At 60.6% G+C, this 15,463-nt stretch carries 11 protein-coding genes; 4 read left to right on the forward strand and 7 right to left on the reverse strand.

Going from position 1 to position 15,463, the window contains the following annotated elements; genetic code table 11:
* Positions 1-130 precede the first annotated feature (130 nt).
* From B7Y43_RS17215 to B7Y43_RS17225, 3 genes are read left to right on the forward strand one after another with little or no spacing between them, the layout of a single operon-like run.
* Positions 131-1,156: a ferritin-like protein gene (locus B7Y43_RS17215; RefSeq protein WP_374132907.1), complete on the forward strand. Its 1,026-nt coding sequence runs from the start codon at positions 131-133 to the stop codon at positions 1,154-1,156.
* On the forward strand, positions 1,153-3,021 hold the full coding sequence (locus B7Y43_RS17220; RefSeq protein ID WP_374132908.1) for a hypothetical protein: 1,869 nt from the start codon (positions 1,153-1,155) through the stop codon (positions 3,019-3,021). The genes B7Y43_RS17215 and B7Y43_RS17220 overlap by 4 nt, the downstream gene beginning before the upstream one ends.
* Positions 3,018-4,895, forward strand: coding sequence for a TonB-dependent siderophore receptor (locus tag B7Y43_RS17225; RefSeq protein WP_374132909.1), 1,878 nt, complete (start codon positions 3,018-3,020; stop codon positions 4,893-4,895). The genes B7Y43_RS17220 and B7Y43_RS17225 overlap by 4 nt, the downstream gene beginning before the upstream one ends.
* Before the next feature lie 99 nt (positions 4,896-4,994).
* On the opposite strand, the gene B7Y43_RS17230 is transcribed toward B7Y43_RS17225, so the two are convergent.
* The 7 genes from B7Y43_RS17230 to B7Y43_RS17260 form a co-directional block, all read right to left on the reverse strand.
* Positions 4,995-5,183: a hypothetical protein gene (locus B7Y43_RS17230; protein WP_374132910.1), complete on the reverse strand. Its 189-nt coding sequence runs from the start codon at positions 5,181-5,183 to the stop codon at positions 4,995-4,997.
* Positions 5,184-5,483: 300 nt separating this feature from the next.
* Positions 5,484-6,089, reverse strand: a complete 606-nt coding sequence (locus B7Y43_RS17235; RefSeq protein WP_374132911.1) for a hypothetical protein — start codon at positions 6,087-6,089, stop codon at positions 5,484-5,486.
* Positions 6,086-7,276, reverse strand: coding sequence for a M48 family metallopeptidase (locus B7Y43_RS17240; RefSeq protein WP_374132912.1), 1,191 nt, complete (start codon positions 7,274-7,276; stop codon positions 6,086-6,088). Before B7Y43_RS17240 ends, B7Y43_RS17235 begins: the two co-directional genes overlap by 4 nt.
* 17 nt (positions 7,277-7,293) lie before the next feature.
* Positions 7,294-8,046 carry a hypothetical protein gene (locus B7Y43_RS17245; protein ID WP_374132913.1) on the reverse strand — a complete coding sequence of 251 codons (753 nt, stop codon included), beginning with the start codon at positions 8,044-8,046 and terminating at the stop codon, positions 7,294-7,296.
* A 248-nt stretch (positions 8,047-8,294) separates the two neighbouring features.
* Positions 8,295-9,395, reverse strand: a complete 1,101-nt coding sequence (gene gmd, locus B7Y43_RS17250) for a GDP-mannose 4,6-dehydratase (RefSeq protein ID WP_374132914.1) — start codon at positions 9,393-9,395, stop codon at positions 8,295-8,297.
* A gap of 349 nt (positions 9,396-9,744) precedes the next feature.
* Positions 9,745-11,049 (reverse strand): UDP-glucose/GDP-mannose dehydrogenase family protein, encoded by a 1,305-nt coding sequence (locus B7Y43_RS17255; protein WP_374132915.1) that lies wholly within the window; start codon positions 11,047-11,049, stop codon positions 9,745-9,747.
* 90 nt (positions 11,050-11,139) lie between these two features.
* Positions 11,140-13,956, reverse strand: coding sequence for a TonB-dependent receptor (locus B7Y43_RS17260; RefSeq protein WP_374132916.1), 2,817 nt, complete (start codon positions 13,954-13,956; stop codon positions 11,140-11,142).
* 357 nt (positions 13,957-14,313) lie between these two features.
* On the opposite strand from B7Y43_RS17260, the gene B7Y43_RS17265 reads away from it, so the two are divergent.
* The gene (locus B7Y43_RS17265) at positions 14,314-15,456 is read left to right on the forward strand and encodes an efflux RND transporter periplasmic adaptor subunit (RefSeq protein ID WP_374132933.1); all 1,143 of its coding nucleotides are present in this window, start codon (positions 14,314-14,316) and stop codon (positions 15,454-15,456) included.
* The last annotated feature ends 7 nt before the right edge of the window (positions 15,457-15,463 follow it).

The following is a 15,463-nucleotide window of genomic DNA, read 5'->3' on the forward strand; positions in this document are numbered from 1 at the left end:
ATGAATTGGTGGTCGTTTCGGTTTTTGAAATTTTTTGTACAAACAGTCTTTGATTGCGCGTCATCAGTTGTTCGCAGGCGGCATATTGCTCATCGGCAAGACATGAGCAGCCCGCCGATTTGGAGGGGCCATGATCAGGGTACAATGGAATGAACCGGACAACGTCACCGACGTTCAAGGATTAGTGCAGAGCGCGATTGATATCGAGTTCGCCACCCTACCACCCTATCTCTACGCGCGCCTCACGATCCTTCCTGACACCAACGCGGCGGCGGCAAGCCGGGTGCAATCGATCATCGGACAAGAGATGATTCATATGTGCCTGGCGTGCAACATCATGAACGCGATCGGTGGTTCCCCTGCAATCAACCCGCCACATTACCCCGGAACTTTGCCGCATGACGTTGGCGGCGGACTGGAGCTGCACCTGCTGCCCTTTTCCGAGGCAGCCATGCAGCAAGGCATGGCGATCGAGGAGCCATCAACGCCGATCGATCCGCCAAGCATGAAGCTCGCCGCCGAACCCGGGATTACTATTGGGGAATATTATGAGCGACTTAAACTCGCGCTGAAAACCCTGCCGACATCGGCCTGGACACCCAATCGCAACCAGATCGACGATTCGCAGTTCTTCCAGGGGCAAGTCTTCGCAGTAAACGACTATGACGATGCATGTCGGGCCATCGACAATATCGTCTCCGAAGGCGAGGGCACACCTGTTTCGCCCGGCACCACAGGCAGTCCGCTCGATTTCCAGAACGACCTCGCGCATTATTATCGGTTCTGGGAAGTCGCGAAGAACCAGGTGCTGATGAAGGCCCCCAACCCCGTCGGCTATGCTTGGGGTCCGCCGCTAGGGGTTGATTGGCACGCGGTCTATCCCGCGATCGCCGATCCCGAACTGCATGATTTCGCGCAAGACCCAGTCGATGCCCAGGCGGCGCAGATGGCGTGCAACACCGCTTATTCCGCCATGGTCGATGCCCTTGTCGGTGCCTTTAATGGCAAGCTGGGTGGGCTCGGCGAGGCGGTCCGTGCGATGTTCGATCTTCGCATGGCGGCGATCAAGGCCCTGAACACACCGCTGGCCGACGGGCGTTCGGTCGCGGGACCCGCCTTTGTCTATCTCGATCAAAATAAGGGAGCGGCAGCATGAGCGTTCTCGAGATTCCCAGGATCTACTATAAGGGCGAAATCAGCTGGGACCCCGTCACCACTAACAATTATGCGCCGACTAGCGCCCCGGCTGGTTATGATGAGAATGATTGTGACTCGACGCTAGATCAGGCGACCGTCCGCGCTGCCCAAGTTGCGAATTTCCGCGACGCCGCCGTTGCCGAGATTGTCAATAGCGGCAACTGGAACCCGGCCGGCAGCTATCGCTCGTCCTTCTTCAACAGTTGCATCACCGGCGTGGATACCGGCGGTGGACTTGATACCAGCGACCCGTTCGTCAACGCGCCAGCATCGTTCACCGGCATGCTTGTCGACTGCGAGCCCTATGGTGCGCTGTCGTCGCAGCTGTTCTTCGATGGCATGTCGTTCGGCATCGCCGGGGGGTGTCGTGTCGCGGGCAAACGCGTATCGCGGTTCAGCGACCGGTACATCAACTTTTCAGCCAACCCCAACAACAACATGGTCGCGGGCGTCGCGTCGGTGCTGTGGCAGACCTGTTTCCCCAAGGATGCCGGGCTGGAAATCGACGCATTTGATTCCGTCGCCTTGATGCGGCTTGCTCAAGCGATGGATAATCCGAACGTCCTTGGCGTGATGACTCGCTTCGTCACCTATCGGACGGTCTATTATGACGACCCGACGCTGTCGAACGGATCAGCCGGCAGCGTCACAGCTGGCACAACGCTGCAGCAGAAATTCGCGGCCAAGGGGTTCCAGCCCAATCCCGCACGCAGCCTGCTGGTCGGCACGATCGGCCTGTGGATGCGGGACGATCCATTTCACGAACCGGCGAACCGTGCGCTGTTGACCACCAGCGTACCGATTACCGTCAGTACCAATCCAAAGATCGGCCCAGCCGTGTGCGGCACTGGCTGGGCATTGGTTGGCGAAGACCGGATTTCGCTCGACCTATCGAACTGCATTCCTTGGGCCAGCCGCGCTCCGGACAAGGTCGATCTTGGCGTGCTGACCCTCACCGCCGCCGATCCGCCACCCGCCGTTGCGATTATGGAAGTCGCGCAAATCCAGCCCGACCAATATGATCAAGCCGCGTATGAGGCGACGTCGGGCATTATCGACATTCCCCTAAATCCCGGCACCGCCGAGCTGCTCAAGAATATGAATCTGAGCCTCGTCGGCGGCGACGGCACGAAATATCTCGATGAGGCGCCGCTGCGAGCGATCCCCAGCGAGCCCAACCTTTATCTCAACGAAGGTGATACCCACATCACGACCGTTCGGGTCTTCGGTCGCGGGGTCCCGGCCGGTCCTGGCGTCAAGGTCACCATGTCAGAACTTGGCGCGGGCCAGAATACGGGTGTGACGCTGTCGACCGACGCGACCGGGATCGTGCGTTTTCCGCTTAGCGCCACCCAAGGCAGCGTGACGGGCCTGGTTTTCCAGCCCGGCGACAATCCCAAACTGCCTGTCACAAACCGAGCTTTCGATACCCAGACCTATACCTATATGTACCTGCGGGTGCTGCCGGCTGAAGCCGATATCGGCGCGATGGATCCGACCTGGGACAATGTCCACAATTTCGTCCTGTCGAACTGGGAAGCGATGGCACCGTGCATGGACAATTGGTTGCTGCTCGGCGACGAGCATCAGGTAAAGTCCTATGCAAACGTGATCCGCAAGCTCACCGACCCTGCCAATTTCGAGCTGTTCCGCTTCATGCCGGTGACGCGCGACATGACGATTGGCCAGCGGACATTGCTCTATAATTTCCTGAACGACGCCATCGTGACCAAAGCTGTCGTCGGCGCCAGTCCCGGCCTGATGGCCAAGGCAGAAGCCGGTCGTGACTTCGACAAGCTCAGCCGATCGATGCGCGCTCCTTGAACGACTCCGGATTGCGGCGCGCCATTGCGCGTCTTTCACTGGTCGCAACGGTGCTATTGGCGCCTTCGGTTGCCGATGCGCAAAGTAAACCGGTCTGGGATGCGGATGGCAGCATCGTCGTCACGGCGTCGCGCATTGACAATGCAACCGACGTTGCCGTCACCGACCGCGCGGCAATCGAGCGCCGCCAGGCGAGCTCGCTGCTCGATCTGCTTGATGACGTGCCGGGCGTCCGGGCATTTTCGACCGGCGGCCCTGCCGGCGGCAGTTTCCTGTCGATCCGCGGCGGCGAGCCCAATTTCACGGTCGTGTTGATCGATGGCATCCGCCTCAATGATCCGACCAATAGCCAGGGCGGCGCATTTGATTTCATGCTGCTGGACCCGTCGGCGGTCGAGCGTGTCGAGGTGCTGCGCAGCGCGGCATCGGCGGTGCATGGATCAGATGCGCTGTCGGGCGTGGTGCAGATCATCACAAGACCACCAACCCGCACCGGGGTGGATGCCGCCGCGCAGGGCTGGATCGACAGCAATTATGGCGGCAACGCTTCGGCCAATCTGTCCGGTGGCTGGGGCAGCGGCGGGGCACGCGTTTCGGGCGGCTATTTTGACAGCGGCGACGGCAACCCAGCGGGCACGCTGCGGCGCAGTCACGGGCTTGCCCGCGCGCGGCAGCAGATTGGCGGTTTCAGCCTCAACGCGATTGGGCTTTATGCCGATACCGATGGCACCGCCTATCCCCAGGACAGCGGTGGCCCCTTGCTCGCCAACAATCGCCAGCGGGAACTACGCCATGGCTCGCTGGCGGTCGCCGGGCTGTCGTTGACGCGCGACCGGTCGGCAGTGCTGCGGCCCAGTTTGTCGTTCAATCGATCGCTGCAGCGCGGGGACAGCGATTCACCCGCAATTGCCCCGGGTGCGCTTGGCGGCGTTCCCGCAACAGTCGCCAGCACCCGTTTTGAGCGGATCGAGGCCATTGCCGCCATAGTGGGCGACCTTGGCCGAGTGACGGCGTCGGCCGGCGGGGTTTTCCTTCGCGAGGATGGACGCAGCGACGGGTTTCTCGACGTCGGTTTTCCCCTGCCGACGCGGTTCGCCCGCGTGCGGACAACCTATAGCGGCTTTGCCGAGGCAAGCGCCGCCCTGCCCGCCGGCTTTTCCGTCAGCGGCGCGCTGCGCTATGACAGGCAGGCGGGCAACGGTAATTGGACCGGACGCGGCGGTATCGGCTGGTCGACCGGCGTGGGGGGACCACGTTTCAACGCAACGGTCACGACCGGTTATAAGCTTCCCAGCCTCTTTGCGATCGGCCACCCGTTGATCGGCAATCCCGCTCTACAGCCCGAACGAAGCCGCACCGTGGCTTTGGGCATGGAGTGGCCCTTTCAGCAGGGCCATGCCAGCGTGACGCTATACGATAATCGCTACAACGACCTCATCGACTTTGACCCCGTTGCTTTCCGGCTCGTCAATCGCGCGCGTGTCGGGACGCGCGGCGCCGATGCCGACGTGGCGGTGCGCCTGGCCAGCGAATGGTCACTTGCGGCGGCGGGTGGCTATCTCGCTATCGACAGCCCGACACCGTTGCGCGGGCGGCCGGCCTGGAAGGGCAATATGCGCCTCACTTGGGAGCGAAGGCGCTGGCAGGCGACGGCCGCCGTGCGTGCCAACAGTGCATTTAACGACAGTTCGATCCCGACCGGCGCGAGATTGACCGCGGGCCATGTCGAGGCCGATGCCGGAATCCGCTATACTGCCAGCGATCACCTGACCCTTCGCCTGACATTGCTGAACCTGGGCGACAACCGCAGCTGGGATGCCGTCGGCACCCCCCGCCCCGGCCGCAGCCTTAGGCTGACGATCGTGGTTGAATAGATCTGCACGCCACACCCGTGATGACAAAACAAGAAAATCATACGCTGGCTTCGTCACGCTACCTTCAATCAAGCTGCGGATTTCGCTTGTCGATGATCTCTAGATTGACACGATCGGCGTCGCCAGTGCGCGAACGGGTGCCAACGCAGCAAGCGCCGGGGGCAGGAAATCATCGATGCTGAGGCCTGGGTGCAGATAATGGAACTGTTTGACCGCCATCGGCAGCACGACGCCCTCAGCGAAGCCGGGCATGAAGTAATTGCCCTGATAGCGGTTGGGCCGGGTCATTTCCGTATCGCCTGAATAAACTGCGCCGATCGAAGCGTATTGCAGATCGGTACCGAAAACGGCCATCGGCGCGTTATCGCGCAGACCATCGCCAACAGCGAAACGCCCGCTTCAAGGCGCGCGACATGCCGGTGCCGAATTTCTCTAGTCTGTTACCGCAAGTCCACAGCAGGCTCTCGGTTGCCCGCCCACGCATAACCCTCACCCACGGCATGGCAGCAATGGGCACGCACCAGCCAATGGGCGGCAACATCATCCTCGACAGCGACATTGCCAGGCGATTGCCCCGTGTCTGTCGCCTCAGGAAAGCCGTGCACTGTCGCTGAGGGCATGAAAATCCTCCAGCAACTTATCGAAGAAATGCAGCCGCGGCGCATCGAACGTCACCATATAGAGCTGCCCCTTGGCCAGCGCCGCGCGGGCCTCCCCCTTGCGGGGCAGGTTATCATTGTCGACATATTCATAGCTGAACCGGATCCCGTCCTGCCCCAGGAACCGATCCGGTGCGGAACTGATCACCTTGAAACTGCCGATATCCTTTGCACTGCGATAGGTTGCCTCCAGCAGCTCGGGCAGTTCCACCAGCAAGGTGGCGCTGGTGAATTTCGGCAGGGGTTTGCGCTTCTTGCTAATCTCGCGCACCAGCGGTTCGCCCGGCGCAATGCCGCCGAACCAGGTCACGTCGTTTAGCTGCTCACCGTCCAGCGTCCATGTCTCTGCCTTTTTGCCAGGCTTGATGGACAGCTGGTTCCAGTCACGCGATGGCGTGACGATCATTGCTGCGTTGGCAACCGGCACCGGCTTGTCCTTTGCGCGATAGCCGTTTGCGGTCGCCGGCGACATGGCGAGCGCTACCGCCAACGCCATCGGAACCAATGGGCTGATCCATTTTTGAGTGATGCTCACAAACTACCCCCGTTCGTTGCGGCCAGCAGACCAATCATGCTTGCGTCCGACGCATTTGGTTTAAGCTCGAGATAGCGGCGCAAAGAGGCCTGCCCCTCCGTCCGCCGACCGATCTTCATCAAGGACAGCCCAAGCCCGCGATGCGCCTCTGGCAGCGCCGGTTCCAATGCCACCGCATTGCCGTAAAAATCCGCCGCATTGACCAGGTCACGCGGGTTGCCGCGGGCGCGATACAAATCGCCGCGTGCCAGCCACAGTGGCGCCGTCCAGCCGTTCCCGGCCAGCGTCGTGATGAGGTAATCGCTCCCGCCGAAATCGTTGAGCTTGACCTGATCGTCCAGAAAGATCGGCAGCCATGGTGCCATGGCTTGTTTGTACCGCGCTGCGCCATCGTCGCGCGCCGCGCCCTCTGGTGCGGCAAGGCTGGCCAATGTCGCTGCGCGCTCGGCCTCAGGCGGATGCGTGGCAAAGAACGCAACCTTGTCGAACCGGGGCTTCTTCAGCCCGCGCGCTTTTGCGGAAGCTTCGGCCTCGGCGATGATGTTCTGCCAAACCACGGATGCAGACTGTGGGCGCAGCGCACTGGCGTTGAGATAGCCCACACCGAACCGATCAGCTTCGCGCTCTTGATCGCGGCTGAAGTGATAAAAACTGCCGTACACCGACAATTGAATCTGGTCGAAATTGGATCGCGCGCCATAGGTCGCCGCCGTCGCTGACAACACCGTTGCCCAGCTCAACAAATCAGTCGCACTTCGCTGCACCTTGAATTCGGCAAGGCTGTGGCGGCGCTCAAAATGCCCGAATTCATGGCCCAGCACCGCGCCCAATTCGGCCTCGTTGCGCGCCCGCAGCAGCAATCCGCTTAACACCCGCATCGCGCCATTCGGCATCATGCTGGCGTTGAAGATGGGCGTGCGTAAAATGTAGATCCGTGCGCTCTTGCAGCGTTCGGCACCAACGGTGTCGCATAACACGCGGCGGACATAGGCGTTCAGCGCCTCGTCGCGAATGACGATCGGGGCGTTGGCAAGCATCCGCTCGTCTTCATCAGCATCCTTCCACACGCCAATCTCGTCCACGCCGTTCGGCTGATAGACGCCGGCATAAGGGGGCGGAGGCGGCGCGACATCCTTGGGCGCTGGCCCCGTCACTGGCACCCCAAGCATCGCGCTCGCAGCGATCATCGGGGCAATCAAGGCAATCACTGGCCGGTGGCCGGTTTGGGTTTAGCGCTGCCGGGAAAGTCCTCCAGCAGCTGTGCAACGCGCTTTTTGGCGCCTTCCGGGGTACGGACATCGCCCCCCATTGCGCTATCGGCGTTGAGCCAAAGCAAGTCACCCGTCTTCAAATCGACAAGCCCCGCATAGCCGGCATGCTCACCCGATTTGATCGCGATACCCGGCCCCAAAAGCGCAACCACCTGGAGTAACTTGCGCCCAGTCGAGCCATAGGCATCCTGGTTGTAGATAAACAGCGCATAGTCTGCGTCCTTCGCCCCAGGCAACGCGGCGATACCGCTGCCCAACGACCAGTCGAACACATTCGCACTATTGTCGCGCTTCTTGGTCGGCAGCCGATTGCCGACAAAAAACTGATAGTCGATGACCGATTTCGACACCGCCGCAAACAGCGCTGCATATTCCTCGACAAGCGCCGCATCCGCCCCAACGGCATCAGGCGCCGCGATGACGCGGTTGCCAAGCGTCCCCTGCTGGTCAGCCAGTGCAGTCTCGATGTTTTTCCGCGCTTCGTCGGTCCAATCGCCATTGGGTTCGAAAAGACCACCGGTAGATTGTGCACCGACGCGAACCGACGGCCGCAAGACCAAAATCGTCTTGCCGCCGTCAGCGGGCAGCGCAAACCCGGCCCTTGTGGCGCTGCGCTCCTGCGCGGCAACGGGTTGTGCCATCACCGCCGCCGTCAACAAAGCAGCCAGCACGAAACCGGATCTCATGTGCACCCCCCCCCTTTTGCGTTCTTAGCGACGCAAACGATGCACAAACCAAAAACAAGCTTCCGTCCAATGATTTAACTATCGCTACAGTCCAGAAATGGATGCGAATAAGCCCAAGCGCGGCGCCATGAATAAGGAAACAAGGTCGCAATCGCGCGCAACACTGAAAAGCGTCATCATCGACGCGAGCCCCGCCGATAGCAGCGGCGCGCCTGGAAAAGCGCGCACCGCGCCGTCGTGGCTAATCCCTATTCGTCATACATCGTCGCAACCCGGGCAGCGACGCCACGCGGGCCGAGCACAGAGAAGCCCGTATCGATCAGCGCCAAATCGCTTTCGACCATCTCATGCACCAGTTGATTGAACCCGATCCGCGGCGCCCAGCCAAGCACGCGCCGGGCCTTGCTGGCATCGCCGCGCAGCGCATCGACTTCGGTCGGGCGGAAATAGCGCGGATCGATGGAAACCAGTGTCCGGCCTGTTACCCTGCAACGGCCGATCTCGTCCGCCCCATGGCCTGCCCAATCAATGCCGATCCCGACTTCGCCAAAGGCGGCTTCAACAAAATCACGAATGGAGTAATCCACACCGGTCGCAAGCACATAATCGTCGGGCGTGTCCTGCTGGACGATCTGCCACATGCCTTCAACATAATCGCGCGCATGCCCCCAATCGCGGCGCGATGTAAGATTGCCCAGGACCAACCGATCCTGACGATCACGGGCGATCGCGGCGACCGCACGGGTGATCTTGCGCGTAACAAATGTTTCACCGCGCAACGGACTTTCATGGTTGAACAAGATGCCGTTGGACGCATGCATCCCATAGGCTTCGCGGTAATTGACGACGATCCAAAACGCATAAAGCTTGGCGACGGCATAAGGGCTGCGCGGATAGAAACGCGTCGTTTCCGATTGCGGCGGCGGTGACGCGCCATACATCTCTGATGTCGATGCCTGATAGAGCTTCGTTGTCCGTTCAAGTCCCAAAATTCTAATCGCCTCCAACAGCCGCAGGGGGCCAACGGCGTCGGCATTAGCGGTGTATTCAGGCGTCTCGAAGCTGACCTTCACGTGGCTTTGCGCGCCGAGATTATAGATTTCATCCGGCAGGATCGATTGCAGGATGCGGATCAGACTCGATGTATCGGTCAGGTCGCCATAGTGCAGAAAAAAGGGGATATCCGCCTTTTCACGCTCGATGATGAATTCGTCGAGTCGCGGCGTATTGAAGCTGGAAGATCGCCGCTTGATGCCATGAACTTCATAACCCTTGGCCAATAAAAATTCTGTGAGATATGCTCCATCCTGCCCGGTGATGCCAGTGATCAACGCCTTTTTCATCATCATCCAACCTAGGTCTGCACTGCACCGTGCTTGGCATTTGGCTTTGCCAGTGATGCCTTCGGAAGGAGATGATAGCAACCATGCGACGCTTAATAGCGCCAATGCTTCTCAGTAAAGTAACCCGATAGATCGCGCAGCCGCAAAGGAACGACACGCCACCGGACACGTTTATTGTCACATGAATTGAGCGCGCGGGTGTCCTTTCAAGGACACATATTCCGATAACTGATCAGGAAGCGCGACCGAAAGTTCGGCTGATACTTGCATTGCAAGTCCGACGATCATGCCCGGCAAACAAGCCGCCAATGGCATTATATCAGCGTGAATCCCAAGTCTGCGATCGGCCCGGAAGTTATCCGCGCCCAATCGAGTAATAGGTGAAACCGGCCCGCTCAGCATCGATTGGCGGATAGATATTGCGCAGATCGACCATGACCGGTGTCACCATCGTGGCGGCCAAGCGTTTCAGATCGAGCGCACGGAAGATATCCCATTCGGTAACGATCGTGACGGCATCGGCCCCGGCTGCTGCTTCATAGGCATCGGTACAGAAAACAACGCCCGGCAGCATCGCCCGCGCCGGTTCCATGCCTTCTGGATCATAGGCGCGGATCGTGGCGCCCGCGTCGAGCAGGGTTTGAATAATCGCAAGGCTCGGTGCATCGCGCATGTCATCGGTGTTGGGCTTGAAGGTAAGGCCCAGGACCGCAACTGTCTTGCCGCGCGCTTCGCCGCCAAGCGCAGTGATCACCTTGCGCCCCATGGCAAGCTTGCGGTTGTCATTAACCTCCACAACCGCCTCCACGATGCGGATCGGCGTCCCAAAATCCTCAGCGGTCTTGAGCAGTGCAAGCGTATCCTTTGGAAAGCATGACCCGCCATAGCCTGGCCCGGCATGCAGGAATTTCGACCCAATCCGGTTATCCAGCCCAATGCCGCGCGACACATCCTGCACATTGGCGCCGACTGCCTCGCACAGGTCGGCGATTTCGTTGATGAAGGTGATCTTGGTCGCCAAAAAGGCATTGGCGGCATATTTGATGAGCTCCGCCGTGCGGCGTGCCGTGAACAGGATCGGGCTCTCGTTCAGGTAGAGCGGACGATAAATATCGCGCATCACTTGCATTGCGCGGGCATCTTCCGTGCCGATGACGATGCGATCAGGGCGCTTGAAATCGCCGATCGCGGCGCCTTCCCGCAGGAATTCCGGATTGGAAACGACCGCCACATCCAAATTGGGCGCGATCTCGCGCAGGATTGCTTCTACCTTATCACCAGTGCCGACAGGGACCGTCGATTTGGTGACAACGACACTCGGGCCGGTCAGCGCTTCTGCAATTTCTCGTGAAGCATCGAACACATAGGTCAGATCGGCATGGCCATCGCCGCGGCGCGACGGCGTGCCGACCGCGATGAAGATAGCATCAGCCCCCGCAACGGCTGATTTCAGATCGGTCGTGAAGGTCAGCCGCCCAGCATTGACGTTAGTGGCAACCAGCCCGCTCAGCCCGGGCTCGTAAATCGGCATCCGGCCTGCCTTCAGCGCCTCAATCTTGGCCGCATCCTTGTCGACGCAAATCACGTCATGGCCGAAATCCGAAAAACAAGCGCCCGAAACCAAGCCCACATAGCCCGAGCCGATCATCGTAATCCGCATAAGTCAAAACCATCCCTATTCGCGGCGTGCCCGCCTGCAAGCGCAGGCCCATCTAACTCAATCTCCTCCGATTGCCAGTACTCGCTGCCCCTAGAAGAACAGCTTACGGACTGACAGCCGGATCGATCGGCCGACAGGATCGAGATAACCGGGCTGATAGCTGATTGGCACTAAGCCATTCTGATCGGTCACGCGTTGGCGTTCATTGAACAGATTGTCGACCGACAGCACGACGCGCATGCCCCGCATCCACGGGTATTTCTTCAGCAGATCGAGCCGCTGGCCAAGATCAGCAAACAGCCGCAGATTGGCCGTGCCCAGCGACGAAAAACGAAGCGTATCGGGATTGAGGTTGGTGCCGCTGACAACGGTCGTGCCGCTCCGCCAGTTCACCGATAGGCGCGCGCCAATGCCATTATTGTTATAGCCAGCCTGCGCCTCCAGCTCGTGGCGGACCTGCCCGCCGCGATCACCAATCGTATCACCGCGCAGGAGATCAAGCGTCGGACCAGTCGCCCCGATCTGGACGCGATTGGTGAGGTGGATGGTGTCATAAAGGGCAAATTGCAGGCGCCCCCCACCGGGACCGCCGCGACCGCCGCCGCCACCGCCAAAACCACCACCACCGAAACCGCCTCCCGGCGCGCCACCGAAACCACCGCCCCCCGGTCCACCACCAGGTCCACCACCAGGCCCGCCACCAGAGCGCGCGCCGCCGGGGCCATCGCCCTGCCCAGCTCCAGGCGGTCGGCGACCGCCCGGCGGAATCAGCCCGGCAAAGGGATTGGGGCCAGTGCCCGCGCGAAACGCCTCAATCTGCTTTTGGATCTTGGATTTCAGCACGGTGGAAAAATTCACCCCGAGCCTGATCTCCGAACGGCTGGTCTGCGCAAAATTGATTGAGCGCTGATCGATTGTCAGCAACCGGCCATTCCCATCGCGCGTAAATCGATCAGGAAAAGCATCGGTAATCGCCGCCGTCACGCTGGGGAAGCCGGCGACCGGGTTATTGGTGCGGCTATCAACATAATTGGCCGAGAAGGTCAGCTCCTGCTTGTCGAACGGCTTGACCGTCAGCCCCAGCTTTTTGACGAGCCGATTCTCGCTGATCAGGCCGCGATTGCCCCCCGTTACGACAGACACCAGCGCATTTTCGCCGCGAACATAATCAAACACGACAATATTGGGCGTCGTGATCGCCGGATTGCCAAGTGCCTCCTGGGTTGGCGCTTCGTCCTGCTCAGTGACCGATGCGATCACGCGAACGGGCTCAATCGGGGACCAGTTAAGGCCATAGCCCAGCGTGCGGAGCGCGTTGAAATCCGAAAGATAATCATAGGCGATATTAAAATTCGCCGACAAGTTACCCGCAAAACTCAAAAAATCAGTTTTGCGGCTGGTGATCGGGACGTCGATATTGACCTGCCCATTGGCGACATTGCGCGTCGACTGCGCGGGCTGCACGATACCGGCGCGGATGGCGGTAGAGGAAAAATCGGTAACGACGCCACCAACCCGCACGCTTGTTGAAATCGCGCCGGCCGGCAATTTCCACAGCGACCCGCTAAACAGCGCCGTCGCAGCTCCGCGATTGCGATTGGAGATGGACTGGATGCCAGGCAGTGGCCCGAAATCATCGGCAAGCACGGGACCGAACGGGTTCGCTGTTGGATCATTGGCGCGCAGCCGGGCCTGATAGCTCGTGATATCAAAGCCAGTGTCAGTGATCGTCTCGCTGTCATTGCGGTCATAAGTGCCCGTGAAGGTCCACTGCCATTTGCCCAGCGTGCCGTTGAGCGTCAGCCCCAAATAGCCCGAAAACACCTTGTTGCGCTGGCTAAGCGGGCTCACCCCGTCAATCAGCGCGCGATCGATCATTACATCCTGCGAAAAAGGCGAAAAGCGATTGCCGACCGGCAACGTCAGCGCAACGCCGGGCAGGCCGAGCAACCGGTTGCTGTTTGACGTGCCAATCTGCCCGTTAAGACTGGCGCTGACATCGCCAAAAATCGTGGTCGCATACACCACGCTCAAGTTGAAATTGGTCGACGATGGCGACAGCGTTCGAAAGGGCGTGAGATCGGTGACATTGGCGCGGTTGGCTGTCGCTGCAAAATCATTGAGCGTGGGGGGCTGAGTTGCGGCACTGGCCGGCACACCAGCCACGGTAACCAGCGATCCGGCCCGCGCGCTCAACAATGGATCAATCTCGCCCCCGGTGCGGCCGACAATATTGCCGCCAACGGCAAACAGATTAGGCGCAAGGGTAATGTTGCGATCAGCCTCCGTAATCGATTCGCGACCCTGCACATCGGCATGGACAGTGATGCGACCGGTGCGGTTGATCCGAAGCAAGTCAAATTCGCCCTGCGGGCTGGCGATACCGCCTTCGGTCGTGAAACGACTGTTCAACTCGGTCGTCACCGCCCGAAAACGCGGGCGAAGGACGAAATTGATGACGCGCTGATCAGCGGCAAAGCCATATTTCAGCGCCACTTCTTCGGGCAGAATATCGACGCGCAAAATCGCTTCGGTTGGCAAATCGCGGATCTCGCCAAAGCCCGCCACCCGCTTGCCATTCACCAGCACCACCGGCGCGCCGCCGCTCCCGCGCCCGCTCCGCGTCTGCGGGGCCAGCTCGGCAAGCAGATCAGCGACGGAACTCACCCCATAGGACCGGATATCGGCTGGGCTAAGCTGTTGCTCGGGAGGAATATCACCAGCGACCGATCCCACCGGACGTGCGCCACGGACAACGATATCGGCATCGCCAGCATCACCATCGTCGGCGGCTGGCGGCGTCGATGGCCGGTCCTGCGCGCGCGGCACAACCGGCGCGGTCTGGGCCGATACTGCGGCTGGCGCCACGCCGAGCAAAAGAAGGAAGCTAAGTCGAGAGGTACGCATAAAATCCATTCGCAAGGGGCAAGCCGCCTGAGCCAAGACTGGCTCAGCGCCACCTATCGGCCATGTGTCGCAAAACTATGTCGGAATTGGGAAAATCGGCAATCAGTCGAGAACCGCTTCGCGCACAATCAACCGGCTGGTGGCCCGCCCCCGAAACGAACACAAGATGCCAAAGGGCCGTATTGCCATGATGCGATCTTTTCTTTCTTCGTCACCGCCTTGAACGAAAAGCCTCGGACCTGCATTAGGCAGACACAGGGACAATCGCAGGCCGCTAGGCCGCAACCAGGGCGGATGATGCTAGCAATGTCGTTATCGAGCAGAGCAGCATGGTCGGCCCCGTTGCAAATCACCCTCATGTTGCTGGCTGGGTGCGGTGGAGGTGCCGAAGAATCGGGCGGCAAGGCTGGCAAGGGCGGCACGCCTGAAGTTGGATATGTTGTCGTCCAACCGGGCGCTGTTCCGGTCATCGCCGATCTCGCCGGGCGGACGAGTGCCTATCAAACGTCAGAGGTGCGGCCGCAAATCTCCGGTATCATCCGCCGCCGATTGTTTAGCGAAGGCTCTTTCGTCCATGCTGGGCAAACGCTCTATCAAATTGATTCAAGCCTTTACCGGGCGGCCAGTGACGAAGCGCGCGCAAATCTGTTGAGCGCCCAGGCAAGTGCCGATGCCGCGCGCACCAAGGCCGATCGATTCAAACCGCTCGCTGCGATCGAGGCGGTGAGCGCGCAGGATTATACCGATGCTCTCGCTCAGGCACGGCAGGCGGAGGCGCGCATTGCCCAATCTCGCGCCCAGCTTGCCACGGCGCGGATCAATCTGCGCTTCACCAATGTGCCCGCGCCGATCAGCGGGCGGATTGGCCGATCGTTGTTTACCCAGGGCGCCCTGGTTACCGCCAATCAGGCTGATCCGCTGGCGGTGATCCAGAATTTCGATCCCATGTTCGTCGATATTCAGCAATCAAGTGCCGATTTGCTGGGGCTGCGCAGGGCACTGGCGGCAGGCCAAGCGCTACCCAGCAAGGCGGCGGTGACGCTGAAGCTGGAAGACGGCACTGATTATGGCCACACCGGCACTGTCGAGTTCACCGAAGTCACGGTGGACCAGGCCACGGGCACCGTCACCTTGCGCGCGCGTTTCCCCAACCCGGAAAATCTGCTGCTGCCCGGCATGTTTGTGCGGGCAATGTTTGTCCAGGCCGTGGCGACCAACGCGTTTCTGGTGCCCCAGGCCGGGCTCGCCCGCGATCCGCGCGGCAATGCCACGGTGTTGCTGGTCGGCCCGGGCAATAAGGTGATCAAACGCGCTGTCACTGCGGATCGCACCCAGGGGCCAAATTGGATCGTGTCTGCCGGCCTTTCGCCTGGCGACAAGGTGATCGTCGAGGGGACGGTGCGCGCCAAGCCGGGTGCTCCGGTAAAGCCGGTACCAGCCGGCTCGCCGCAACGCATTGCCCCGCCCAAAGACGGCGACGCCGCCCGGCCGGGTCGCTGAATCGGGC

This window comes from Sphingomonas sp. 28-62-20, from assembly GCF_002281505.1.

Coding starts and splice junctions, on each gene's coding strand:
- B7Y43_RS17215 (WP_374132907.1), top strand. CDS start 131: ATGATCAGGGTACAATGGAATGAACCGGACAACGTCACCGACGTTCAA.
- B7Y43_RS17220 (WP_374132908.1), top strand. CDS start 1,153: ATGAGCGTTCTCGAGATTCCCAGGATCTACTATAAGGGCGAAATCAGC.
- B7Y43_RS17230 (WP_374132910.1), bottom strand. CDS start 5,183: ATGACCCGGCCCAACCGCTATCAGGGCAATTACTTCATGCCCGGCTTC.
- B7Y43_RS17240 (WP_374132912.1), bottom strand. CDS start 7,276: ATGATCGCTGCGAGCGCGATGCTTGGGGTGCCAGTGACGGGGCCAGCG.
- B7Y43_RS17245 (WP_374132913.1), bottom strand. CDS start 8,046: ATGAGATCCGGTTTCGTGCTGGCTGCTTTGTTGACGGCGGCGGTGATG.
- gmd (WP_374132914.1), bottom strand. CDS start 9,395: ATGATGATGAAAAAGGCGTTGATCACTGGCATCACCGGGCAGGATGGA.
- B7Y43_RS17255 (WP_374132915.1), bottom strand. CDS start 11,049: ATGCGGATTACGATGATCGGCTCGGGCTATGTGGGCTTGGTTTCGGGC.
- B7Y43_RS17260 (WP_374132916.1), bottom strand. CDS start 13,956: ATGCGTACCTCTCGACTTAGCTTCCTTCTTTTGCTCGGCGTGGCGCCA.
- B7Y43_RS17265 (WP_374132933.1), top strand. CDS start 14,314: ATGTTGCTGGCTGGGTGCGGTGGAGGTGCCGAAGAATCGGGCGGCAAG.